The sequence below is a fragment of the Methanosarcina sp. UBA289 genome, assembly GCA_002496565.1.
Classification (GTDB): Archaea; Halobacteriota; Methanosarcinia; order Methanosarcinales; family Methanosarcinaceae; genus Methanosarcina.
On sequence record DAKJ01000018.1, the window covers coordinates 532,558 to 557,313 of the forward strand.

Consider the following 24,756-nt stretch of genomic DNA (forward strand, 5'->3'; position numbering starts at 1 on the left):
GAGAAAGTTTCTGTCTTTTAAGCTTTATTACGCACGAGAACTTTTCCTGCTACATGTAATAAGTTCAGCATCCTCGTTTTCCCGTACGTCCACGGACTCCTCTATCAAATGCTTTTTTGAAGGCCTCTCGGCGATTATATATTCACATTTATAATCATCTGCAGATTGAGTTTTCGCAGGATCTGTCCTAACAGCAGAAGGCTGCCTTTCAGGGAACGATGATCTAGGAGCTTGCTGTCTGAACTGTGTTCTAATCGATGGTTGTTGCCTGGCAGGTTCTCTAATCGGAGGCCCCTGTCTCATAGTGCCTCTAAGCCCTCTTTTATCACCGCTTTCTGCAATAATATATTCACATTTGGTTTCGGCTTCTTCTCTATCAAGCTCTGTTGGCTCGACCTCCCTGAACTTCAGCTGAACCTTTGCACCTGTACCTGGTAGGAAGGCAGGAGCTTCCTTGAATTGACCCCGTCTGTATGCCGGGTTTTCTTTTCTGAGCTCAGAATTTTGTTTGGATTTTCTGGAAAGAGGTGGAAGGTCCAAAGGATCTTCAGGGAGAGCTAGAGTAATAGAAGATGGAACAACGGAAGGTGGAGCAACGGGAGTGGTCTTTTTCGCATCCTCCAGCTGTTTAGCGAGATCTCCGATCTGCGTTTCTAATTTTTTAATAAGCGTTTTCTGGTCGAGCAGTTCACGGACGAGCCCATCCTGAATGCCTGCAAGTTCCCTCAGCTTCCGGTCAACTGTTCCCGAGTCATTTTCCCCTGGTGCTTTCAGTTCAGTTTTTAATTCATTGAGGATTGAAGCTTTGAGTAAAGCAGGGTTAGGGATTCCCATAAGCTCTGTCCTGATTTCGGAGAGAACAAGATCCTTGATGGAGTCCGGATCGGAATCATTTTCCATTTCGGCCCGCAGTTCATTGAGAACCGAAACCTTAATCGATTTCTTGAGAGTCTCGAGCTCCTCATAGGTTATCGATAGTCGCCTTTTAAGCGGTGTATTATGCACGTCCCTCTGTCCAGTTCTCATAAAAGTACCTCTTATGATAAATTCGGGTTCCGAGTTCCTGACTGCCTGGAATTTTCTGGTGACAAGGCAGATCAGCACAATATAATTAAATTGATTAGATCATAGGAATTTAAATAATATGTACAAAGTACATGTAATCTTACTTTAAATATATATGGTAATCGATAGTTTTTCCGGCCCTATAGCACGTAATAACAAGAAGATCATTTTATTAATTTTTGTCGAAATATTTCACAGAAACTAACTGGAGACGCAGGAAAGCCGAGAGAAAAAATTTCCAGAAATGAAATACATGTTTTTAAGGAAATAATAGAAGGACAATAAAGGAAAATAACAGAGAACTAGGAATAAAAAAGTCATGAAATAAAAGAGAATAATAAACCGAATAAGAATTTAGATAAATAATTTTCGACATATCCTTTGTAAAAAAAACAATAAATAGGAAATACCGGTTTACATCCCGCATCCTTGCGCAAATCGAGCGAGAATAATATTCAAATATAAGAGATTCATGGACAAATCCTAAGAGAAAAGGTTGATAATATCGCGAAAATAGGGAATGAAACCCAAGCTTAACTTTAAAATATAAGGAGTTAAAGAGTTGGATTTCAATAAGGGGATGAAAATTTTTTAAGGGGAAGTGTTAGTTAATGGATGAAAAGGAGCCCTCAAAATCGACCAGTACATTCTCCCTTGATTGAATTCTGGAAGAGGTGCAGTCCATTTCCGCAGCAGTTTCATTAACAATAGAACCGTGGGTTCCGATGCTTTCAAGGAAAAATTGAACCTCCTCAAGCTCTGGCTCACGAAAATGATCCATTTCAATTATATCCATAATAACACTCAACACGTTTTTGTGTAAGTGATTGGTAATTCTGGTCATCGGAAATAAACACGATGTATCAAATATAAATAATTTGTGTTAAAAGCAAAATACCCCGAAATAGAGGGAACAACCTTATTAACATATAAATGTTGTGCCCGGCATTGAGAACCTTTCCTTTTAAAAAATAACCGATTTAGCCAATAAGAAAATAAAGCTGCTTTTCGAGGCTAAGGTAAGTAAGAAAATATTTAAGTTAGTAAAAAATAAGGCCCAATAATTCGGATCAGAATACCCACCCCAAGAGCCAGGAATACAGTGAAAAGGACTATCAAAGCCGTATCCTTCATTCCAAGCTCATGCTTCAGTACTGCAATCGTTGCCACGCATGGGACATAAATGGTCGTAATTACAGCAAACTGATACATCTGGACAGGTGTCATTACGGCTGCAAAGTTGGCTGTACCTGCAAGTACGGCAAGGATTTGGAGGGCCATTTCCTTTCGAAGTATCCCAAAAACCAGAGCTGTTGCTGCAAATGCTGGGAGACCCAGCAGGCCAACGGATATGGGCTCTACAAAGTCCTGGAAGATCGAAAGAAGGCCTAAGGCATCGGCAACACCGAGAAAAGCACTTCCAACGAGCAGAAGTGGAAAAGCGATATATAAAAATTCCCGGCTTTTCATCCATGTTTTCCTGAGAGTTGATTTTAACTCCGGCTTTCTAAGAGGAGTCATTTCCATAATAAAGCCGCTTTTTTGACCAGGCAGGCCCTTTCCAAGAATCCAGCCCACGACAGCAATGATAAGGACCTCCAGAACATAGATTGAAACTGCAGGCCAGAACCCTACAAAAGTTCCCACAAGCCCCAAGATAATAACAGTTCTTGCAGAGCAGGGAATGAGAGATATAAGTAGGGAAGCTATCCTCTTTTCCCGCCGCGTGCCAAGGGCATGCACTGCCATAATCGCAGGGACGTTGCATCCAAAGCCAAGAACCAGCGGGATCACAGCTCTTCCATGGAGCCCAAGCTTATGCGCAAGATTGTCCAGCAGAAAAGCTGCTCTAGTAAGATAACCCGAATCCTCGAATATGGAAAGAATGGCATAAAAAACTGCAATATAAGGAATTGCAATTGCGAATCCTGCCTCTACTCCGCGAAGAGAATACACGATTAAGTTTCTCAGGATAGGCGACATGCCTGAAGTTGCGGCCTCTGCAGGCAGAATCACATGAGGCTCAAAGATCTCATTCACAATCCAGGTCTCAAGGAAACCTCCTACACGGAAAACAAGGAGGAAGGTAATAAGCAGGGCAGATACGAGCACTGCAATTCCAAAGTTAGGGGAGGTAAGAATGGCATCCACTCGATCTCTCAAACTTTTTTTAGGCTCAAACCTTGAAACCACACTGTCCACAATATATCCGGCTTCCCCATAGAGATCTCTTGCAACCGTATCAGGTACCGAAATTCCATGTTGCATCTCCAGATTCTGCCTTAATCGCCTGGCAGAAGAAAGAAGGGCATTAGCCTCAGGCGGCATACAGCAGAGTTCTACAAACTCGGCATCATTTAATAGAGCTGCAGTTTTTACTCTTGGAGGAATATCGGGAAAAGCATAGTCTAGGCTGGAAAGAGCCTGCCTGATCCATTGGCTATACCTTACATGGTGATGCTCCTGAGTTTTACCTTGTTCTGCAAGGGCTACAAGCATTACCTCATCTAGCCCTACTCCCCAGGTCGCGACCGTTGGCACTACAGGCAAACCAAGCAGCTCAGAGAGTTCGTCCGCATCAACGAGAAAACCGAGGTCTGCAGCCAGATCCACTTGATTTAGCGCAACAACCATAGGGATATTGAGTTCCAGAAGTTGCAGGGTCAGGTACAGATTTCTCTCAAGTCTACTTGCATCAAGGACATTGATGATGATATCAGGTTTGTCCTCAATAAGAAATCTTTTTGTTACCTTCTCATCTTCGTTTGTGACTCCAAGGGAATAAATCCCTGGCAGGTCAACCACTTCAATAGTTTTTCCCCGGGCCTTTACAATTCCCCTCTTAAGTGCAACTGTCGTACCAGGATAATTCGATACCTCTACACCTACCCCGGTGAGTCTGCTGAAGAAAACACTTTTCCCAACGCTTGGGTTCCCTATGAAAGCGATTGTCAGATCATAAGGAGTTTCGCTCTTACTTTCGCTTCCGGAAGTACAGCATGAGCTGGAAATTCCCATCACGTCTCCGGTTATCTTACTCCACGCCAGTTTTATGCCTTCTTTGCCCTTTTACAAGCTTTTGCTTTTCGGAGCTATGAAAATCTTTTTTGCGATATCTTTTCCGAGGGCAATTTCGGACCCCACTGCTATAACCGAAATACAGCCCTGTTTCTGCTTGCGCCTGACCTCAATATCTTCCCCCGTAAGAATACCAAGGGAGGTAAGGCGCTCTTTCGTCTCTCTTGGAAGGGTTACCCGGGCAACTTTGCCTGAACTCCCCTCTTCCATTTCATCAAGTGGGATGACTTTTTCCTCTAGCCTGATATTATTTTTATCAACGTTGATAGGATTCCCGTCAGGACAATATTCGGGACATCCCAGAAATTCGTAGATCTTTTCAAGTACAGCATCAGAAACAGCATGCTCAAGCTCGCAGGCTTCTTTATGGGCTTCCTTTCGATCGAAATCAAGGACATCAACCAGAAAAGTTTCAAGCACTTGATGTTTCCTTTTGATCCGGAGAGCCTGATCAGTTCCTTTTTCTGTCAATTCAACTCCCTGATAGGGTGTATACTCTACAAGACCCGAAGAGTATAACTTTTTTATCATTTCTGTTACACTTGGCGGAGATACGTTGAGTTCTTCAGAGATCTGTTTGGTCTTTGCAGGGCTCTGGTTCTTTCTAATGAGGTAAAGAATAGTTTCAAGATATTCTTCAAATCGATCTATATTCATTGATATCATCTCATGCCTGACTCCAGACCCAATAATTAGGATACCCTAAAAATGAAACTGCCTGAATAAATAATTTTTGATTTTTAGTTATTTGTATATATTTTAAACATTGTAAATCGAGATTATATAGTTTCGAGTTAAAAGTCTTGAATTCGGAAAAAAATAGAAAATAAAGATTTAAGGAAAGGATTTCAGAAGCGATTTAAGAATTAATCGATTTAAGAACAGCAATTTCATTACAGTCCGGAAACTTGGGGCATCGCAAACAGCCGGACCAGATTTTTCTGGGAAGGCTGTTCTTGTCCACAACTTTAAAGCCAAGAGTTTCGAAAAAGCCAGGCACGTAAGTAAGTGCGAAAACTTCCTTCATACCAAGGTTTTCAGCGTCTTCAAGGCAGGCTGAGACAAGCTTTGTACCAATTCCTTTTCTTGCAAATACTGGATTAACGGCAAGGGCAAGTATTTCTGCAAGGTCTTCCCACACCACGTGCAGGGCACAGCAGCCCACAACTTCCCCATCAATCTCGCAGACATAATAATCTCTGATGTTCTCGTACATTTCACTCAGCGAACGGGCGAGCATTAGCTCTTCCTTCGAATAAGTATTGATGATTTGCTTCATTACAACAACGTCATCTACCCTGGCTTTCCGGATCAATTTGTGTTTCCTCTGAGGTGGCATTTTGTTTTCTTATAGAATAGACTGCACTGGCTTATGATTTATAAAACTTTACTGCGTAATGCTAGGGGAATACTCACTTTCCAGATAAGAAATTTTCCATAGTTTATATGGATATATCCTGGTATTCAGGAAGCTCGGATTCTTCTTCTGAGTGAGCAGAATATCCAGAAAAAACTATAGTTTGAAAATAGACTTTTATCTCCGGAGAAAACTGAGAAAAGCAGATTAAATGAAATTAGCGGGCGCGAAGGGATTTGAACCCCCGATTTACAGCTTAGGAGGCTGCCGCCATATCCGGGCTAGGCCACGCGCCCATGATGAACTTCCTGAACACAGCATGAAACAGATAGTAAAACTGTATTTCAGGTGAAGTATCCATAATACCCGCATAAGTTATATATTTAATTATCGCCCGGAAAAGAGAAAAAGCTTCTGGATCCTGGCAAAAAGGAGAACATAGGTTGTCTTTCATTAGAGTTGAGAGAAAACTTTAATAAGCAAGTCCCGGATTTATAGTTAACCGACGGATGGAAAGAGGTTAACAATGAAAGAGACTGCTAGGATAATCCCTACGATAAGACACAAACTCGATAAGGAACTCCCTATTGAAGAGGAGGAACTTATGAAGCTTGTGGCACTTACCGGGCTCGATCTCTTCGACCTCTTTTCCATCGCAAACCGCTTGAGATCAAAGCTCGGAAACAATGTAGACCTCTGTGCAATTACAAACGCAAAAAGCGGGCGCTGCCCCGAAGACTGCAAGTTCTGTGCCCAATCAGCTCACCATTGTGCGAAAACCGGGGAATATCCACTGCTAAGCCCCGAAAAGCTACTTGAAGATGCAAAAAACGCTGAAAAATCCGGAGTACACCGATTTTCTATAGTCACAAGTGGAAACCACCTGAAGTTAGAGGAACTTGAAAGCATCCTGGATGCCGTGAGGCTGATAAAAAGCGGGACGAGACTTGAAGTCTGTGCGTCAATCGGAGCCCTGAGCCCGGAATCGGCGGGGAAGCTGAAAGAAGCCGGGGTTTCAAGAATTCATCACAATTTAGAAAGCTCGGAAAGCTTTTTCAGGCGCATCTGTAGCACACATACGTATGCCGACCGGATACGGACAATCAGGACTGCAAAGGAAACCGGGCTTGAAGTCTGTTCAGGAGGGATTTTGGGGCTTGGGGAGAGCGTGCAAGACCGGATAAAGCTGGCACTTACCCTGAAAGAACTGGACGTAGACTCAGTGCCAATCAACATCTTAAACCCAATTCCGGGAACTCCGATGGAAAATGCAACACCTCTGCCCCCGATGGAGATCCTTAAAAGTATAGCTCTTTTCAGGCTCGCTCTACCGGAGAAAAATATCAGGCTTGCCGGAGGAAGAGAAAAGAATCTCAGGGATCTGCAGTCCCTTGCCCTTTTTTGCGGGGCCAACGGGTTGATGCTCGGGAACTACCTGACCACTGCAGGTAGAAGTCCAGAAAATGATCTGAAGATGATACGGGATGCGGGACTAAACTTTGAAAAGATAGAAACAGGAGAGACAAAAGAATGAAAGGGAAAAATGAAACATACGGCATTACCCAATCCTCGGAACTTAGAAAATTAGTGTTTTCATCCCTTTTCGCTGCAATGATTGCAGTGGGGGCGTACATTAAAATCCCACTTCCCTTTTCTCCGGTACCAGTTACCATGCAGTCCCTTTTTGTCTTCCTGGCAGGGAGCATGCTTAAGAGCAAATGGGGGACTCTCAGCGTGCTGATATACGCTCTGCTGGGAATTGCCGGGCTGCCCGTCTTTGCAGGAGGTGCCTCAGGACTCGGCGTGATCCTGGGACCCACAGGCGGGTACATAATAGGTTTCATAGTTGCGGCGTTTGTAATAGGATATCTTAGTGAGAAGAGTGGAAAAAACGACTACTTTTCAAATGCTCTTTATATGGGCATAGGGCTCGTAATCGACTATGCCCTGGGGATGACCCAGCTGGCAATTGTAGCCAAACTTGACCTCCTACAAGCAATAACCCTGGGAGTGTTTCCATTTATTCTTGGTGACCTTCTGAAACTGGCTATTGCTGCCTATATAGCTTCCAGGTACAGGATCTGAAAAAGTAAGTAAAAAGCCAAAATAGCAAAGAGTCAAAAATAATGATCAGGATAGAGGATCTTAGCTACAATTTTCCTGATGGGACACAGGGCTTGAAAAAGATAAATCTCGAAATAGAAAGAGGAGAATTTCTTGGGATAGTTGGCAGGAACGGTTCGGGGAAGTCAACCCTTGTCCGGCACCTGAATGGGCTTTTGAAGCCGATGGAAGGGAAAGTATCCATAAATGGCATGGACACGGCAGATCCTTCAAATCTCCTCAAAATTCGGCAGACCGTTAGTATGGTCTTCCAGAACCCGTACACCCAGTTTGTGGGCACCACCCTGGAAGAAGACGTGGCTTTCGGGCCCGAAAACCTTGCCCTGCCCCCAAAAGAAATCCGGGAAAGGGTGGACAGAGCTCTGGAAGTAGTGGGACTTGATAACTTCAAAAACCATTCCCCAAAAACCCTGAGTGGAGGGCAGAGCCAGTGCGCAGCTATTGCCTCGGCACTTGCAATGAAATCCGAGTGTATTGTTTTTGACGAAATAACTTCCATGCTAGACTCAAAATCCAGGGAACAGATCCGGGAAATCATTCAAAAGCTGAGGGGAGAAGCCCGAACTATCGTGTATGTGACGCACAGGCTCGAAGAAATCCTGTATGCTGACAGGATAATCGTAATGGACAGGGGGGAAATAGTGCGGGAAGGGAAACCAAAAACTGTTTTCAAAGACCCTGACACGGAGAAATTTGGTCTGGAAATCCCCCCGGTAGTGGAGTTGCTGAACAGCCTGGAATCCCGCGGCTTTTCATTTGACTGGACACGGCTGTATTCAATAGAAAATCTTGCGGAGGAGATATGGGAATCAAGGTGGAAAATCTGAGCTATTCCTATCCCGGGAACCAAAAAAGGAAGCCTGCCCTTGAAAACGTCTCCCTGGAGATCGCAAGAGGGGAATTTGCTGTCATCTCCGGAACCTCAGGGGCAGGAAAATCAACACTAATCAAACATTTCAACGGGATCCTCACCCCCGAAAGCGGTAGGGTAACTGTGGACGGCCTGGACACCACTAGCCGGGAAGTGCGCAGAAAAGTGGGTATGCTTTTCCAGCATTCTCAAGACCAGCTCTTCGAAGAAACCATATACAAGGAAATTGCCTTCGGCCCTTCGAATTTTGGGATCCGGGGAGAAGAACTTAAAGAAAGGGTGCATGATGCCCTGTCTTTCGTACATCTTGATACCCGGATCCTGAACCGCTCTCCGTTCAGCCTGAGCGGGGGGGAGAAACGCAGAGTTGCGCTTGCGGGAATTATGGCGCTTCGCCCGACCTACCTTGTGCTTGACGAACCCACTGCGGGTCTAGACCCCGAAAGCCGGACCAAGTTGCTCGGAAGGCTTCAAAATATTCATAAAAAGGGAGTTGGAATCATTGTTGTATCCCATAACATGGAAGAAATCCTGCCCTTCGCCCAGAAGGTCATTTCGATGGAAGAGGGCAAGATCGTGTTTACAGGCAGCCCTGAAGAATACCTTCGGGTAGGGCATTCCCCTGTGTCCCTGCTTACCAGGCTTATTAAAGAACTGAACAGGAAGGGAGCCAACCTCAGGGAGGATATCTTTACGGCAGAAGAGGCCTTGAAAGAACTTCAAAAGCTTAGACCGGAAAAAGAGAGGGAAATATCAGAAAAAATAGATGGGACGGTGATGCAGGAAAATGTATGAAATTACGTTCAACTACGTCTACGGGAATTCCCTCCTGCACAGGCTGGACCCCAGGACCAAGCTTGGGGCAGTGATGTGCCTGAGCATCCTCATCTTCAGGGAAGGGAGTTTTGCCGGGATGGGATTACTTATTGCTTTTTTCCTCCTGCTCACCGGGATTTCGGGAGTACGCCTTTCCTTTTTGCTCAGATCGGTCCGCCCCCTATTCTTCGTTATTATCATCATCTTTTGTTTTCAGCTTTTTGAAACTAAAGGAACTCCCATTGTCACCTTGCCGGTGTTTACTCCTACTTATGAAGGGCTGAGGCTAGGAGCACTGCTTTCCTTACGCTTTGAGCTGCTCCTGCTTTATGCTACTCTCTTTACGGCAAGTACCCTCCCGAGCCAGATTACCAACGGGATCGAGCGCTTGCTCCGTCCCTTGCCGCTCCGTTACCTAGGAGTGACTTCCTTCGACCTAGCCACCATGATGTCACTTTCTATCCGCTTCCTCCCAAGTTTTCTGGAAAACGCAGCAACTATCAGGTCAGCCCAGCTCGCTCGGGGCCTTGACTTCAGGCACGACCTGCGCCGGGGAACCACGGCAATTGTAGTGCCCCTTATAAGGAGGTCGATCCTCCTGGCCGAAGAAGTGACAGAAGCCATGGAGAGCAGGTGTTACCAGGGAAGTCGAAGGACATCGATACATGAGCTTTCAATGCAGAAAAGTGACTGGAAAGCCCTTTTTATCCTAGCACTTTTTATAATCCTTATTTTGACTCTCTGAAAAAGCAGCACAAAGAAGTTGATAGGACCGAATTCAGACAGTATCACGAGGATGGATGCGGCTTTTCAGGCACTCAAAAGTTCGATAGAAGGAAAACGAAGATAGTAAAGAAGATAGAAAAGGTACCAGTATAATATAAATCCTAAAAAATAGAATAAACAATATGCAGGAAAATCCCGAATCTCAAGAAAAAAAGGTAACTAAAGGAAACTTTTTTGAAGCGCCAGGGGTACCTAAAGCCGAATCTAAAGAGGAACCAGGTGCGAGACCTGAGGGAAAAAACGCAGAGGAAATCGGCGGAAGTACTGCACCTCTGGAAAGAGAAGAACCGAAAAAAAGTGAATTCAAACCTCAAGGGGAACTTGAAACTGGCTATACCGAGGAATCCTGGGCAAAACCTGAGAGAGACATGGAAAAACAGGAAGCCACAGGAAGCCCCATATTTGAAGAGAGAAAAATCCCAAAAGAAAGCGAATTCAAGGCTCCGGGAGAACTTGAAACTGGTTATACCAAAGAATCCTGGACAAAGCCTATAGATATGGAAGAGAGAGTCATTATAGAACCTGGGGAGAAAAAAGAAGAGGAAGCCGCCAGAGAGGCTAGAGAGAAAGTCAGGGAAGAAACCGGGGAAGAAGCCAGAGAAGAGGCCAGAGAAGAGGCCAGAGAAGAAAAACGCACTACTTACACTATGAAAAAGCGCCTGACTAAAAGCAAGAAAAACCGTATGCTCCTTGGAGTCTGTGGAGGGTTGGGAGAATATTTTGGCATTGACCCGACTTTTATAAGACTTGCTTTTGCAGCTCTTGCTCTGGAAGGAATTGGTATTGTCCTTTATATTATCCTAGCAATAATTATGCCCTCGGGAGAGAGATTTGAAATGGTTCCCAGCTGAGCGGTGATTTCCAGCGATGGAATTTTACAAAGTTTTATTTTTTAGATTTTCATTCTCTTAGCTTCCGATTTTTCAGCTTTTAAGCCTATCTATAGGAAGTGTATCAACTTTTCTGTAAACTGAAATCAAATGTTTGGATATTTTGTCATGCAATACATGTTGTTTAACTGCACTCTTTTCTTAACTTACCTGCATTCAGAGAATCCTGATCAGTACCGTGTGAAAACGATACTCAAATCGCAAGTATGTGACCTTTCTGAGCAAACATTAACTTATTAATTTTTAAGTCAGTCAGTTTCTAAAGCCTCAGAAAACAACAGTAGTAACTTCTAGCTGGCGCTGAAATGGTCAGAACATGTTGCCAAAAAATTTCGATAAGTTTTTATATAATTGACAGGGAAAATTCTTTTTATTATTTAACAGGCCCAATATTTTGGTTCCAGATGAGGTAAACAAGTGTGTCAATTAAACAAAAGCGATAATAAAGGAGCCAAATACGGTACAGACCGTTTAAAGTATTCTTTCGCGGTCAGTTTTACTGCGGCAGTTATCACTGGTTTAATCTTATTTTTTCTTGTAGGACAGGGGGATTCTTCTTCAGCTCGCCTGGCAATCACCGCGTTTATTGTCATAGTAGGTACAGCACTGACTTTTTTCATCCTGTGGACTGGTAGAGTCAACCTTTTCCGCATGGTAACTTTTGTTGTAATGGATGGTTTAATTTTCACTATAGCACTCTCTCTGGAACATGAAGTGCATAGGGGCAGCATTCTGCTGACCGATCAAATCCTGAACAGTACTAGCGCTCCCATCTGTCCGATCACTATCCCGTTCGTAGCGGTACCATACTTTACCGAGGGAAAAATGGTCTTTCCATCCCCGGTCTCATCTCTGTTTGCCGTTCTCTTTATGTGGCTTGGTCTTGTACTTATCCTGGGACGAGGGTGGTGCGGCTGGATATGTTTCTTCGGATGGATGGATCAGTTTTCCGCATCTCTATTAAAGAAGCCTATCATACCTCTTGAAAACCCGCCAAAATGGACAAAGCTGTTTCCTTATGCATTGATGCTGTTCCTGGTCCTGGTCAGTGCTGTCTTTCTGATACCTGTCTTCTGTGCTTTCATGTGCCCACTCCGGATAATATATGATCCGCCTGGCGTGACGACTACTTTCCAGTGGATTACAGCATTGATATTCGTGACTGGTGGACTAATTTTCCTAGTGATAGGCCCGTTGCTCACAAAGAAAAGGTTGTTCTGTAGCTTTATATGTCCACTTATGCCTGCCAATACTATAATTGGGGTCATCAATCCGTTTAAGGTAAAAATCGACACAGGCCTCTGCAAAAAATGTGGCTTGTGCGTAAAAAGTTGTGAGCTGTTCGCGATTACCAAAGAATCGCTTGCGAAGGGAAAAACGACAATCGAGTGTGCCAAGTGCGGAAAGTGCATGGATAAATGTCCTGCAGGTGCGATCGATTACAAGCTGATGTTTACTGACCAGAGAATTAGATTATGTTTTATTCCGCTGGCAGTTATCTTTAACTTGCTTATTGTGTCAGGCTTCATATGGATGATTGTACACTACCTGATGACCGGTGAGATAGGGAGTTTCGGATAATTGCATTTAATTATTGACTGGTAATAATGGAAGTTTCTGAAATGGCTATTGACAAAAAGAATATCAGGATATGGGTAATGTATCTGTACACGGTCCTCATCGTTGTCGCTGGTTTTGCATTGCTGGCGAAGTCATGAGCGGTGGTTAATGATCATAGAGGCGATTTCCCAGGGCATGCTGCTAGGACTGTCCACGGGCATTTTCTGCCTGGTCACCTGCGCCCCTGTATATGTGCCATTTGTCCTATCGGAAGATCGAAAGCTGCGGCAGAATATACTATCCATTGGAGAGCTTGCAATGGGTAGACTAATTGCCTACCTATTTTTCGGCTTGATCCTGGGAATTCTCGGCAAGCAGATAGACGGTCCATGGCTCAACAGAGCCGTAGGGACTGCTATGATTATGCTGTCCATCTTGATGCTAACCTTCGTGGTGGTAAAAAAATGGCCTCATTTCGGGTTGTGCAAGCTGAGTAAAAAATACGTGAATTATCCTGCTTTCTTTGGCTTCTTGACAGGAATCAATGTGTGTCCTCCATTCCTTCTGGCGATGTCCGCAGCTCTGTCTTATACCAATGTTACAGGCAGCATACTGCTATTTGGAGGATTTTTTATTGGAACCTCATATTATCTCATATTGCTGGTGCCACTGGGCCTCGCAGCTAAAGTGGAAAGTATCAGGCAGATCGGCCTGATTACATCAGTAATGTCAGGAGTAATGTTTTTCGCACTGGGACTGAGGTACTTGTTATTATGAGAATAAATCTGGTTAAGTGACTTTTTGAGCTTCCGATTTTACAGAACGTTTGTAATTACTCTATCTATATCTCCTATGTTTTTGAAATGAGATTTTCCAAAGCAAAAGCTGCGCGTACTCTGGTAAAGCTGCAGCTATGTTAAAGCTCTTTACTCCAGAATAAACAGAAAAACAGAGGGGAGGTAGAAAATGTAAAGCTCTACAGAAAGAGGGCAAGCATATCAGAAGAGAAGAGAGCGAAAACAGTTTACGCAGGTGAATCTGAAGTAAGAAAAGAATTGAAAATGACTTTCAAAGACTATTTAGAAAAAGGTAAAGAATTAAGCGGGCTCGAAGGGATTTGAACCCCCGACGTCTGGGTTAGAAGCCCAGCGCTATATCCTGGCTAAGCCACGAGCCCTTTTTGCTTTTTCTACTGCGGAATACGAAATGCGCGTTTTAGCATAAAAGCTTTTTGTATGGATACGTTAATTGGGGCTGTAAAAGCCTTAAAATGTTTGAATAGAAGCGGAATTGTAATATATATTTAGTATATACTCACTTACTCGGCATTTTACTTAGGAATTTGCCAGTATGGAAACTTCCCTGAGGCTTTGAGTATTTAAAACCCCGCGCAGAGCTTACATACTGTCAATGAGTGAAAAAAGTAAATGGTTTATAGGGTTTGTGTATTAAAACCACATTTAATTGACATTCTCAAGAAAATAGGTAAACCCTATAAAGTAGTAAGATTGCAGAGGATTGTTCGCAAATGAGTGAGTTACTGATCTACTTGGATGGGAAGTTTGTTCCCAAATCCGAAGCCAAAGTTTCGGTCTATGACCATGGTTTCCTCTATGGCGATGGTGTTTTTGAAGGCATAAGAGCATACAATGGACGTGTTTTTAAGTTAAAAGAGCATGTTGATAGGCTTTATGACTCAGCAAAGGCAATTGCAATGGATATCCCCCTTACAAAGGAAGAGATGAGTGAAGCAATACTTGAAACCCTGAGGAAAAATAACCTCAAAGATGCATATATCCGTCCGGTTGTTTCGAGGGGAGTTGGAGATCTAGGGCTTGATCCCCGCAGCTGTGAGAAGCCCTGCGTTGTTGTCATAGCCCAGGGTTGGGGAGCCATGTATGGTGATCTGTATGAAGTCGGGCTCAAAGCCGTCAGTGTCTGTGTCCGGAGAAATGCCCCTGATGCCATATCCCCGAATATCAAGTCCCTGAACTACCTGAACAATATCCTGGCAAAGATAGAAGCCAATGAGAAAGGAGGAGACGAAGCCATTTTCCTTGATCAGAATGGTTTTGTCTGTGAGGGCTCAGGAGATAATATTTTCATAGTCAAGAACAACAAGGTTCTTACTCCCCATACAATCAGCAACTTAAAAGGGGTTACCAGAGCCACAGCCATCGAACTTCTGAATGAGATGGGATGTCCCACCATTGAAGCAAATCTCGGCCTGTTTGACCTTTATACAGCCGATGAGATTTTCGTCACAGGTACCGCCGCTGAAGCTGCCCCAATAACCAAACTTGATGGAAGAATCATAGGTACAGGCAAGCCCGGGCCCATGACAATGAAGATGGTTGAAGCCTTTGAGAAAATAACCAAGAGCACAGGCACCCCAATTTATGATTAAAAGGGCAGCCTGAAAAATGAAAGAAACAAAAAAATATAAAATCATGCGAGAATTTTCTCGCCATGATTCTTTTTTATCAGTTTTTTAGGATTGAAATTTCCATTTGGAACTTCATTTTAAACTCCTTTTGAAATCCCTTTTAAAATCACTTTTGAACTTCATTTTGTAATCCTTTTTGTACTTTTGTTTTGAATTTTCCTTAGCTCCTCCCATTTAAGTTTCCACTAACAGATTCCTTTCATGCAGTCTTTGAAAAATGATTTCTTCCAGGCTGGTCTCTCTGTGATGGCCTTTCTTGAAAAGGGGCGCCTTTGCGTTAACTGCTTGCAATATATTCCCTCAAAGGGAAAAATAAGTATAAAACAGGTCAGGTAATGCTATTAAACTAAAAACCCATCTGAAAGCCGTAGGTCAGGATTTGATATTTATGAAGCGCAAAGAGTTTAGGAAACTTATCTCAGTGGATAAGGCTCGAGAAATAATAAACAGTTTGCAGGTGCTTCCCAGAAAGGAAGCCTCTCCCCTTGAAAGCGCGTACGGTAAAATCCTTGCAGAGGATATCATTACCGAAATTAATGTCCCTCCTTTTCCAAGGGCTGTAATGGATGGTTATGCAGTCAGGGCAGAAGATACGTATGCCTGCAGCGAAACCGAACCTGTAGAATTCAGGCTGCTTGGAAACATCCCTGCAGGCTCGGATGCAAAATTTAAGGTTTCGGCAGGGGAAGCCGTTGAAATCGCTACAGGAGCCCCGATTCCAGAAGGCGCTAACGCAGTGGTCATGGTTGAGTACAGCTCTGAAGAAGGTGGAACCGTAGCGATTTACAGGCCTGTAACTGTGGGAGAAAATATCATGAAAGCCGGTTCGGACATCCGGAAGGGAGAACGTGTGCTCAGGGCAGGACGGAAGCTTGGGACCAGAGAAATCGGAGTGCTTGCTTCTATCGGAAAAAAGGATGTTCCTGTCCTTAAATTAAAAGTTGGAATAATCTCAACAGGAGACGAGCTTGTGCGTCCCGGAGAAAAACTTACCTCCGGAAAGATATACGACGCAAACTCTTATACATTATATGCCGGCATACATGAATGCGGAGCTTTCCCCCTGCTTTACGGGATTGTAGAAGATAACGAGGCAGCCATGAAAGAGGCACTTGAAACTGCGGTTTCGGAATGTGTCCTGATTCTGACTTCTGGGAGTACGTCATCAGGGGCCGGAGACGTGATGTACAGGCTCATAGATGAAATAGGAGAAACTCTTGCCCATGGCATAAATATAAAACCTGGAAAACCTGTGGTTATTGGAATAATAAAAGGCGTTCCCATAATAGGGCTGCCCGGAAACCCTACATCTGCATTAATGATTTTTAACGAATTCGTTATCCCCCTACTCAGAAAAGCCCTTGGAGAAGATAAAGAACTCAAAAAAATGGAAAAAGGAATTATGGGCACCTGTTTCCGTTCAGAAGGACGACAGCAGCTTCTTCCTGTAGGCCTGATCCGGGGAAAGGTTTATCCTGCAGATAGAGGCTCAGGTGCCATAACCTCTCTTTCCGGAGCAGATGGCTTTATTGAAATCCCGTCCAGTACAGAGTTTATTGAAGCGGGAACCCCTGTAGAAGTGACCATTTTCGGCGAGGTTGAAAAACCTGACCTCCTGATAGCAGGCGGCTCCTGTCCTGGCCTTGACCTGCTTGAAGATCTCAGCGGACTTCGTTTCAGAACCCTTTACACAAGCTCAAGCGGGGGCTTCAGCGCAATTGCCGCAAATACGGCAGATATTGCAGGCGTGAATATGCCTTCACGAGATTCAAGAGGACAGGATGGAATCCTGTATAATATCCCTACAATTGAGAATATGGGACTTTCAGGCGTTGTCCTTGTGAAAGGGTACAGGCGGGAAGTAGGGCTTCTTGTCAGGCAGAATAGACCGATTTCCGGGCTTTCGGACCTCCCGGGAAAAAACCTGATTAACCGGAACCTGGGTTCAGGCACAAGAGCTCTTTTAGACCTGAAAATTGAAGAATTTGTAGCTGGAAAGGTAATTAGTAAGAAGGAGTTTACGGATTCAATTTCCGGATATGACTCAGGAGTAAAATCGGAAGTAGCTGTCTGTGAGGCAGTCGCCTCAGGAAAGGCTGAGGTAGGCATAGGAAAGAAAGCCTGTACCGAAAAGAATGGTCTCCAATTTATAAAATTTGCAGAGGAAGAGTATGATTTCCTAATAAGAAAGGAAATTATGGAAACTCCTGAAGTCCGCAGGTTTCTGGAAATTCTTAATTCCGCAGAATTCGCTTCAAAGCTTTCCGACGGGCTACACGTGTATGAGAGGACAGGAGAAATAATCTTCTTTGAATAAAAATTAGTATTTCGAATAGGAGAGAAAACCCCTTTGAGATAGTTTCTCCCTTGAATAAGAGAGTTAAATAAAAGAGACACTCTTTTTGAAGGAGAGGTTCTTCTTTAAACAAGCTTCTGGTGATGAAATTTTCACCGGCAGCAGTTTTCGATAAACTTTAAGTATTATTATAATTATTATGAGATATAAATATTCTGAGTAGCCCTATTATTAAGAACCAGTAAATAAAACCATTCCATAGGTATATATATTTCATTCAACTATTCAGGATAAAATATCCAGATACGGATCTCTTTTGGATCAAAAAGGCTTGTAGAAACCGTTTGGACGCGGTTTCTTTTTCCTATAATATGAAAATCATTTCTTTAGTCCCGAAATCGGCAGGTTCCAGATGAGCAGCATACAGGAGCAAATACAGGAAGTCGAAGACGAACTTCGAAAGACCGTGTACAATAAGGCAACTTCCCACCATATAGGCCGCCTCAAAGCCAAGTTAGCCCGCCTGCGAGACGAGGTGGAAAAGAAAGCCTCGGCAAAAGGAGGAGGGGATGGGTACTCGGTCAGAAAATCAGGAGATGGAACCGTAACCCTTGTAGGTTTTCCATCAGTAGGAAAATCTACGCTTCTGAACAAAATCACGGGTGCCAAGTCCGCAGTGGCAGCATATGAGTTTACTACCCTTACAGTTGTGCCAGGCGTAATGGAATATAAAGGGGCAACAATCCAGTTCCTTGACGTCCCGGGACTTGTAAAAGGCGCATCTTCGGGGCGTGGGCGCGGGAAGGAAGTCATATCAGTTATCAGGAACTCTGATATGGTTATATTTTTGCTTGATGTCTTCCAGCCCAAGCACTACGAAGTACTCATGGACGAACTCTATCAGGCTGGTATTCGCATAGACCAGGAGCCCCCTGATGTTGTAATCAAGAAGAAAGAGAGGGGTGGGATAGAGATCAACTCAACCATTGATCTTGACCTGGATGAAGAAACTATCAAGGCTGTGCTGGATGAGTACAAGATCCATAACGCCAGCGTACTTATAAGGGAAAACATAACGGTTGATCAGCTTATTGACATTGTCCTGAACAACCGCAGTTATGTAAGGTCTCTTATCGCTGTTAACAAGGTTGACCTGGCCTATCCCCAGTTGATTGAAGACTGTAGAGAGCTATACCCGAACTCGATCTTTATTTCAGCCCATGAAGGCATTAATATCGAGACTCTCAAAGATGCTATCTATGACAGATTGGGTTTCATTCGAGTCTACTTAAAACCACAAGGTCAGCCCGCAGACATGGAAGAACCCCTGATAGTGATGAGCGGAACCAACATAGGTCAGATTTGTGACCGTCTACACAGGGATTTTCGAAGGAAATTCCGCTATGCCCAGATATGGGGTACATCTGCAAAACATCCAGGACAGAGAGTAGGTATAGACCATAGAATGCAGGACCAAGATATCCTTACAATTATCATCCAAAAGTAAAAAAGCAGAGAGGCGAAAGAGAAAGATTAGATCCTTTCGCATCTCAGATTTTTTCTAATTTATACGCTCTCAAAGGCATGTACTGTTTTGGAAGGATTTGAGAAAACATTTTTCTTCCGATTATTTCCGGATTCCATACAGTTGCTAGCTTCGATTTCTTCCTCAAACTCGGCAGCATATTCAGCTGGACTTTTTCGGGGAGTGGCTTCCGGCATTTTCCTGGAAAGCTCAACTTTTCCGTCATTTCCAAGGCCATATCTTTCCTTTGCAGCTTCGATAATGGCTGCAAGCATTCCGGAATAGGAAATATTGGCATAAGCTGCCATCTTTGCCAGATGGCCGTCCCAGCACCAGCCAGGGTTTGGATTTACTTCCAGAAGCCTTGGTTTGCCTTCGGCATCAAGCCTCCAATCAAAGCGAGCATAATCCCGGCAGCCAAGCCTGGTAAAAAGAGTAAGACAAGATATTACAATCTCTTTTCTGGTTTTTTCCGTAAGATCGGCAGGTACGGATTTGATATTCCAGTAAGGAGAGTCCGGAAGCCATTTTGCTTCATAACCGCAGATTTTTGGAAGTTCGTCCGGCACTCTCGAGTAATCTTCTTCCGTGATAGGAAGTATAGTGCATGCAGGCGGATTTCCAATAATCCCAACACTGATGTCTTTCCCGGAGAGGAATTCTTCCAGTAAAAAAGGCCTGCCAGAACCCATTTTTTCCCGGGTTGCCGCAAGAATTTCAAGAAGCTCCTCAAGGTTGTGGGCAATGCTATTCTGTGTAATCCCAAAACTTGAATCCCCTGAATTAGGCTTTACAAGCAAGGGGAAAGATAGAGAGAGCTTTGAAAGATCTGAGTCTTCGGTTACAAGCATTCCCTTTGCTACAGGAATGTTCATTTCTCTGGCAACGCCCCTTATAATGGACTTATCGTAGCAAAAGGCAAGACATTGAGGGCCTGCTCCTGTATACGGGAGATTGAGCTGTTCAAGCAAAGCCGGTACATGAAGCTCTTTTGTGGGATCGTTATAGAACCCTTCATCACAAAGATTAAGTACAAGATCAACTTTTGCTGCCTTTTTTTTCAAGTCCTCCAGCAGTGTTTCATGCCTATCAAGGAAAGTAAATCTCATGAGAGGGATTTCTGCAAGTGCCTTTTTCATTCTCTCAAGTGTATCGAAATCATCATCATCAAACACACATGCAGGCTTTACCTGATCTTCTTTTCTCGGGTCTCCGAGTACAACTGCAATATTCATTGGCTTTTTGTTCCTGGCTTCCTGAAGAGAAGGAGGCCAGGGTTTTTCGACAGAGGCTGAGACCAAGATTCTCTGCTCCATCATACCCGCATCCTGAGTGCTTGAGGATACTGGGCTGAAAGTAGTATGAAAAGCTGGACTGCTAAATCCTGATGCGGTAAGTAACTCAAAAAGGCTTTCTTTATTGTACAATCTCTCAGCGTAAAACTGGTCTGCAATTACCCCCCTGTCAATACGACTTATTACTTCCCTGCAGATTAGCCTATCCCCATCGGCTGAAAGAGCTCTTTCCCTGCAGACAAAATACTTTCTATCCAGCCATTCCCATGATCTTGGCTGGAAGCTCTTTTTCATATGATCTCCGTCAACAGCATCAATGAAAACTCTGCCTCCTGGCTTCAAAACTCTGAAGATTTCTTCAAGAACCTTTCTATCCTGGAGTGTTGAATCGAAGTAGCCAAAACTGTTGCCCAAAATAGTGACTACATCAAAAGTATCAGAGGGATACGAAAGCTTTCTTGCATCTCCTTCTCTAAACCGGACCTGCAGATTATCTTTTTGTGCTCTGTTTCTGGCTTTCCTTATAAGGTACTGGGATCTGTCATATCCCTCAATATTCAAAAAACCCCTTCTTGCCAGTTCCAGTACATGTCTCCCCTGTCCACAGCAAAGATCAAGAATTTTTTCTTCAGGAGACACCCCCAAAATGGAAACAATGAGATCTACCTCTTTCTTGGTAACCTCCATATCGTCTAGAAGATCGGCATCGGTCTTAAGGTAAAGTGAGTTAAAAAGAGTCTGCCACCAGTCGGACCGGACATGAATCTCAAGGTCTTCAACAGGCCCAAAGGTTTTCATCTGTACAGTACCCCTGGCGCGTTTGCGCCTGGTATTTGGATCTGTATTATTCTGGGTCATGATATTAGATCTTCCACAAAAAAGTGTATGTGCTTTGAGTATATCAAGTTTATTGGAGGGTTAAGCCTCATTTATATACCCGTAAAAAGAAAAAAAGAGCATATTAAGGACAAATAAATCTTTAAATTTAATATAAAGAGTGATTAAGCCCTTAAAGTATAAAATAAGAGAATTAATAACTTTTGAGCTTTAGAGAAAGATAAAGTAAGTAATGGCATCTAAAAGCGTTATTAAGATCCCAATTTTGGAGAATTCGGCAAATGAGAGGGTTTTTCCCTCTTTTTCCGCGTTTTGAATAATTATAACGTTGCTTGCCGCTCCCAGGATAAGAAGGTTTCCTGCAATTGTACTTCCCGCAGCAAGCGCCATCAACTGTCCTTGAGAAGCTGTACTACCTATGGCAGGCAGATAGAGCGCAACAAAGGGAACGTTAGAGATAAGTTGGCTAAGCCCGATGCTGAGTGCTAGAATCATTGACACAGAGCCTAACTGAGGAGACATCCTGGCAAGCAATTCCTGGCATGTTCCGGAAATCCATACGCTTTGCATTAGTATAAACATTGAAACGAAAAAAACCAGAGTTGCCCAGTCAATATTTCTCAGGATCTCAACGCGCTTTCTACTAAGCAGGACAGGAGACGCGGAGAAAAGAGCAATCCAGCTAAGACTAAAATCCCAGGCAGGCAAAAACTCCACCAGGAAAATCTTACAGGCTATGAGAATCAGCAAAAGGGAAAGAGCCATTTTTGAGACACTGGCAAGTTCAGGGTCGGTAATGACTTCTTCAGAATGAGTAAGGGTTGATTTTCCAAATTCTTCCCGAAAAAAAAGTTTTAGCACGGCATAAGCAATTAAAAGGCATATAAGGGTTGGCAGGGCAAGTGAACGCAAAAATGTTACAAATGGAGAATCCAGATTTCCACCAATTGCTATGAGGAGATTCTGCGGGTTTCCGATAGGGCTCATAACGCTTCCTGTAGTTACCCCAAATGCCAAGGAAAAGAGCATGAGTTTGGGAGAGATATTGTACTTTCTAGAAAAACCCAGAACAAGCGGAGTACCCATGATAGCCAAGGTATCGTTCATGAGAATTGCGGAAAGAATTCCTGTAGAAAAGAGCACAAGCAAAACAAGTTGATCAGTGTCTCTTGCCCTGGAGACTATCCGGTTCCCTAGCCAAGCAAGATACCCACTCCTGTTAAGTGCCTCGCCCACACAAAAAGCCCCAAAAAGGAAGATGAGCACATCCATATTAATTGCGGCAAGAGCTTCTTGCGGGGAAATCTCACCAAGCAATACCACCAGTATCGCTCCAAATGTCATGATCTGCCAGATCTGTAGTCTTAAAGATCCTACCTGCCTGAGAGCAGTGAGTATAAAGACACCCAGAAGAATAAGCACTGAAAGATCAGGTAAAGGTACAGGAGAGGACAGTATAAATTCTGCTAACATAGGCCCCACAAACTTGACAATATATATTTAGAATGTGGTACTGGCTTTAGTATAAAAGTCCTGCGCTCATAGGGGGATTTTTCTGCAAAAAACGATTTAAATGTACAAGAAGGTACGAAATCCTTAACATAAACTGATAGATATTTTAAAGTATGACAATCTTGTTTCCTTTTTCTGCTACTATCCTTCAAGAAAACGGTTTTTATATCTCAATCTGCCCTGAAGCTGATATAATTTGCAAGGGAACCACTATTGAAGAAGCTATTGAAAACCTGAAAGAAGAAGTGGAAAATTTTCTAGGAGAAGAGCTGTCTCAAGGATTTTCGAAAATTGAATTTTACTGAAATACTACTGAATTTGAAATTTATGGTTCTCTTCCTTAGACTTAAATACACTACCCTGAAAACCTGAGAAATCAGGATAGGTATCAATGGTTCATCGATACCTTCATCATACCTTCATCATAAACGAGTTATGAGTAAAAGTACCTTGAGTGAAAGTATCTTATCAGGAATATAGACCTTATCCGTTATAGAAAAATAGGAAAAAATATCCTTTATTGAAGAATAAGAAAAAGCCCGAAAGCTTTTTGTTCCTTTTACCATAGCCCCCGATACGGTTGGTCTGAAGATATACTCCCCCAAGCATATGATTCAGAACAGGATCAAAAGCTTCCGGGCAATTCTTTATTTTACTTATTTACTATTCATACCCGTTACTTACTCGTTCTGTTATCTCCATCCAAGTACGATATAGAATAATCCCTGTAATTATTTTAAATTAATTATACCAAAAATTAGTCTCGAACGAAAAATGCTTTCGAATAAAAAGTTTTAAAATCGAATTATAATTTCATATTAAACGAGTTTTTAGCGTTAACCAAGGATTAAAAAGCCTTAAAAAGGAAATATATTAAAAAAGGTATAATCATGAGTGAATCTATGATTCATAATCTGGCGGAAGCTATTAATAAAAGTTTACGGTGTATTTTCAATACTTCAAGCTCTTAAAAAGTAGTAAGATAATAAAAAGGTAGAAAAGAACGAAAAACTTGGTAAACTCGGAAAAAAAGTAGGAAAACAGTAAGAAAATACCTGGAGGCCCTGAATTCGTTTGCTGTATCCCCCAATAAAGTCTCTTCGAATATTACGCTCCCCCAAGCATACTGATTCGAAGAAGAATCACCAGCCTCCAGGTTACTTTCTTATCTATTGTGGTAAGCCCACCTCACTTCTTAACTCCATAATATACTAAGAGCATAAATTATTTTAAATTAATTATATGAAAATTTGTTTTTAATCAAAAAGTAGTTTGAGATAAAAGATTTCAATATCAGCATAGAATCGGATGTGGAACAAGATTTTTTGGTCAATAGCAGTTTAATAGTCTAGATCAAAAAAGTTTGTGAGATGAAAAAGCTGTTGGCAAATCTGAGCACGTGGTAAATAACAGAATCAGCAGATAAATAATTGAATATATAGGAAAAGGCAGAAAGGTAATAGTATTAATAAAATACCAAAAAATAGAAAAGAACATTAAAGTTAAGTAAGAAGAAGCCCGAGAGCAACTCAGTTCCTTTACCGTATCCCCCATACAGCCGCTTCCGATATGCTCCCATCTTAACATATCCTGAAGCAAGAACTTCCAGCTCCCGGGCAGTTCTGTCACAACCCGCTACTTAGCTATTCAATCGTATGTATCCTCTTCCAACTCCACAATATAGTAATGAAATAAATTATTTTAAATTAATTATCTGAAAAATTGCCTGTAAGCGAAAAATCATTCAATAAGAAATATTTTAAAGCCGTAAAAGAACTGTATAAATAAATGAAGGTATAGAAAGATTTTGATGGATAAATTAACACAAAATAGTCTTGATCTGGCACAAAAATTAAGTACATGAATTAATCTATAAGTAAAAGCTTTAATGTGCAGTCCTGTAGGGTAGTGGTCAATCCTTCGGGCCTTTGGAGCCCGGGACAGCGGTTCGAATCCGCTCAGGACTATAAAATCATTTTTAATAATTCTAATTAATACTACTATTTTTCGAACTTCTTTTTACACTAATTGTACTTTTGGGAAGAAGGTAATAGTCAGAGCCTTTCTTGCTCGATATTTGTCCTTGAAGACGATGATGTGAGGTTAGGTTATATGCTCGAAGGCTCTAACGATTACAGCCCGGCAAAGACGGGAGAAAAGAAGAAAACGAAAAAGGCAGAGGGAAAAGCAGTAAAAGATGAAAAAATATCTACAAGCTAAGTGTTGAGTAAAAAAGTTGGTTGTAAGGTGGTTCACAAGGTTTGACCTTCACCAATGAAGTATACTACGGGATCAGAT

General features: G+C 42.7%; 20 protein-coding genes and 3 tRNA genes. 14 read left to right on the forward strand and 9 right to left on the reverse strand.

Annotated features, from left to right (window positions below; translation table 11 throughout):
- Window positions 1–27 precede the first annotated feature (27 nt).
- The 6 genes from BP549_RS10285 to BP549_RS10310 all read right to left on the reverse strand — a co-directional run bounded on the left by BP549_RS10285 (window position 28) and on the right by BP549_RS10310 (window position 5,796).
- Window positions 28–1,026 (reverse strand): hypothetical protein, encoded by a 999-nt coding sequence (locus BP549_RS10285; protein WP_292380365.1) that lies wholly within the window; start codon window positions 1,024–1,026, stop codon window positions 28–30.
- A 643-nt stretch (window positions 1,027–1,669) separates the two neighbouring features.
- Complete coding sequence (locus BP549_RS10290; protein ID WP_292380804.1) at window positions 1,670–1,876, reverse strand: hypothetical protein; 207 nt, start codon at window positions 1,874–1,876, stop codon at window positions 1,670–1,672.
- Between the two features lie 224 nt (window positions 1,877–2,100).
- Window positions 2,101–4,086, reverse strand: a complete 1,986-nt coding sequence (feoB, locus tag BP549_RS10295) for a ferrous iron transport protein B (RefSeq protein WP_292376433.1) — start codon at window positions 4,084–4,086, stop codon at window positions 2,101–2,103.
- A gap of 48 nt (window positions 4,087–4,134) precedes the next feature.
- The gene (locus BP549_RS10300; RefSeq protein ID WP_292380366.1) at window positions 4,135–4,800 is read right to left on the reverse strand and encodes a DtxR family transcriptional regulator; all 666 of its coding nucleotides are present in this window, start codon (window positions 4,798–4,800) and stop codon (window positions 4,135–4,137) included.
- Window positions 4,801–5,002: 202 nt separating this feature from the next.
- Window positions 5,003–5,482: an N-acetyltransferase gene (locus tag BP549_RS10305; protein WP_292380367.1), complete on the reverse strand. Its 480-nt coding sequence runs from the start codon at window positions 5,480–5,482 to the stop codon at window positions 5,003–5,005.
- 239 nt (window positions 5,483–5,721) lie between these two features.
- Window positions 5,722–5,796, reverse strand: a tRNA-Arg gene (locus BP549_RS10310).
- A 230-nt stretch (window positions 5,797–6,026) separates the two neighbouring features.
- Between BP549_RS10310 and bioB the strand changes: the two genes are divergently transcribed.
- From bioB to BP549_RS10350, 8 genes are all read left to right on the forward strand, one after another.
- Window positions 6,027–7,034: a biotin synthase BioB gene (gene bioB, locus BP549_RS10315; protein WP_292380370.1), complete on the forward strand. Its 1,008-nt coding sequence runs from the start codon at window positions 6,027–6,029 to the stop codon at window positions 7,032–7,034.
- On the forward strand, window positions 7,031–7,585 hold the full coding sequence (locus tag BP549_RS10320; protein WP_292380372.1) for a biotin transporter BioY: 555 nt from the start codon (window positions 7,031–7,033) through the stop codon (window positions 7,583–7,585). Before bioB ends, BP549_RS10320 begins: the two co-directional genes overlap by 4 nt.
- 41 nt (window positions 7,586–7,626) lie before the next feature.
- On the forward strand, window positions 7,627–8,451 hold the full coding sequence (locus tag BP549_RS10325; protein WP_292380373.1) for an energy-coupling factor transporter ATPase: 825 nt from the start codon (window positions 7,627–7,629) through the stop codon (window positions 8,449–8,451).
- A complete protein-coding gene (locus tag BP549_RS10330) occupies window positions 8,427–9,290 on the forward strand; it encodes an ATP-binding cassette domain-containing protein (protein ID WP_292380374.1) in 864 nt (287 codons plus the stop codon). Before BP549_RS10325 ends, BP549_RS10330 begins: the two co-directional genes overlap by 25 nt.
- Window positions 9,283–10,056, forward strand: a complete 774-nt coding sequence (locus tag BP549_RS10335) for an energy-coupling factor transporter transmembrane component T family protein (protein WP_292380378.1) — start codon at window positions 9,283–9,285, stop codon at window positions 10,054–10,056. Before BP549_RS10330 ends, BP549_RS10335 begins: the two co-directional genes overlap by 8 nt.
- Before the next feature lie 163 nt (window positions 10,057–10,219).
- Window positions 10,220–10,948: a PspC domain-containing protein gene (locus BP549_RS10340; RefSeq protein WP_292380379.1), complete on the forward strand. Its 729-nt coding sequence runs from the start codon at window positions 10,220–10,222 to the stop codon at window positions 10,946–10,948.
- Between the two features lie 456 nt (window positions 10,949–11,404).
- Window positions 11,405–12,568: a 4Fe-4S binding protein gene (locus tag BP549_RS10345; protein ID WP_292380381.1), complete on the forward strand. Its 1,164-nt coding sequence runs from the start codon at window positions 11,405–11,407 to the stop codon at window positions 12,566–12,568.
- Between the two features lie 147 nt (window positions 12,569–12,715).
- The gene (locus BP549_RS10350; RefSeq protein WP_292376452.1) at window positions 12,716–13,324 is read left to right on the forward strand and encodes a sulfite exporter TauE/SafE family protein; all 609 of its coding nucleotides are present in this window, start codon (window positions 12,716–12,718) and stop codon (window positions 13,322–13,324) included.
- A gap of 325 nt (window positions 13,325–13,649) precedes the next feature.
- Here BP549_RS10350 and BP549_RS10355 read toward each other — a convergent pair.
- Window positions 13,650–13,724 (reverse strand) — tRNA-Arg (locus tag BP549_RS10355).
- A 351-nt stretch (window positions 13,725–14,075) separates the two neighbouring features.
- Here BP549_RS10355 and ilvE point away from each other — a divergent pair.
- From ilvE to BP549_RS10370, 3 genes are all read left to right on the forward strand, one after another.
- On the forward strand, window positions 14,076–14,954 hold the full coding sequence (ilvE, locus tag BP549_RS10360) for a branched-chain-amino-acid transaminase (protein WP_292380383.1): 879 nt from the start codon (window positions 14,076–14,078) through the stop codon (window positions 14,952–14,954).
- A gap of 427 nt (window positions 14,955–15,381) precedes the next feature.
- On the forward strand, window positions 15,382–17,310 hold the full coding sequence (locus BP549_RS10365; protein ID WP_292380385.1) for a molybdopterin biosynthesis protein: 1,929 nt from the start codon (window positions 15,382–15,384) through the stop codon (window positions 17,308–17,310).
- Window positions 17,311–17,701: 391 nt separating this feature from the next.
- Window positions 17,702–18,796, forward strand: coding sequence for an OBG GTPase family GTP-binding protein (locus BP549_RS10370; RefSeq protein WP_292380388.1), 1,095 nt, complete (start codon window positions 17,702–17,704; stop codon window positions 18,794–18,796).
- Between the two features lie 59 nt (window positions 18,797–18,855).
- Here the strand turns inward: BP549_RS10370 and BP549_RS10375 are convergent, their stop codons facing one another.
- Together BP549_RS10375 and BP549_RS10380 are read right to left on the reverse strand one after the other, a co-directional pair.
- Window positions 18,856–20,967 carry a methyltransferase domain-containing protein gene (locus BP549_RS10375; protein WP_292380391.1) on the reverse strand — a complete coding sequence of 704 codons (2,112 nt, stop codon included), beginning with the start codon at window positions 20,965–20,967 and terminating at the stop codon, window positions 18,856–18,858.
- Window positions 20,968–21,156: 189 nt separating this feature from the next.
- Window positions 21,157–22,419 (reverse strand): anion transporter, encoded by a 1,263-nt coding sequence (locus BP549_RS10380; RefSeq protein WP_292380393.1) that lies wholly within the window; start codon window positions 22,417–22,419, stop codon window positions 21,157–21,159.
- A 152-nt stretch (window positions 22,420–22,571) separates the two neighbouring features.
- On the opposite strand from BP549_RS10380, the gene BP549_RS10385 reads away from it, so the two are divergent.
- The 3 genes from BP549_RS10385 to BP549_RS10395 all read left to right on the forward strand — a co-directional run bounded on the left by BP549_RS10385 (window position 22,572) and on the right by BP549_RS10395 (window position 24,678).
- Window positions 22,572–22,763 (forward strand): hypothetical protein, encoded by a 192-nt coding sequence (locus BP549_RS10385; RefSeq protein ID WP_292376463.1) that lies wholly within the window; start codon window positions 22,572–22,574, stop codon window positions 22,761–22,763.
- A 1,589-nt stretch (window positions 22,764–24,352) separates the two neighbouring features.
- Window positions 24,353–24,425, forward strand: a tRNA-Gln gene (locus tag BP549_RS10390).
- A gap of 61 nt (window positions 24,426–24,486) precedes the next feature.
- Window positions 24,487–24,678 (forward strand): hypothetical protein, encoded by a 192-nt coding sequence (locus tag BP549_RS10395; protein WP_292380395.1) that lies wholly within the window; start codon window positions 24,487–24,489, stop codon window positions 24,676–24,678.
- Window positions 24,679–24,756: the final 78 nt, after the last annotated feature.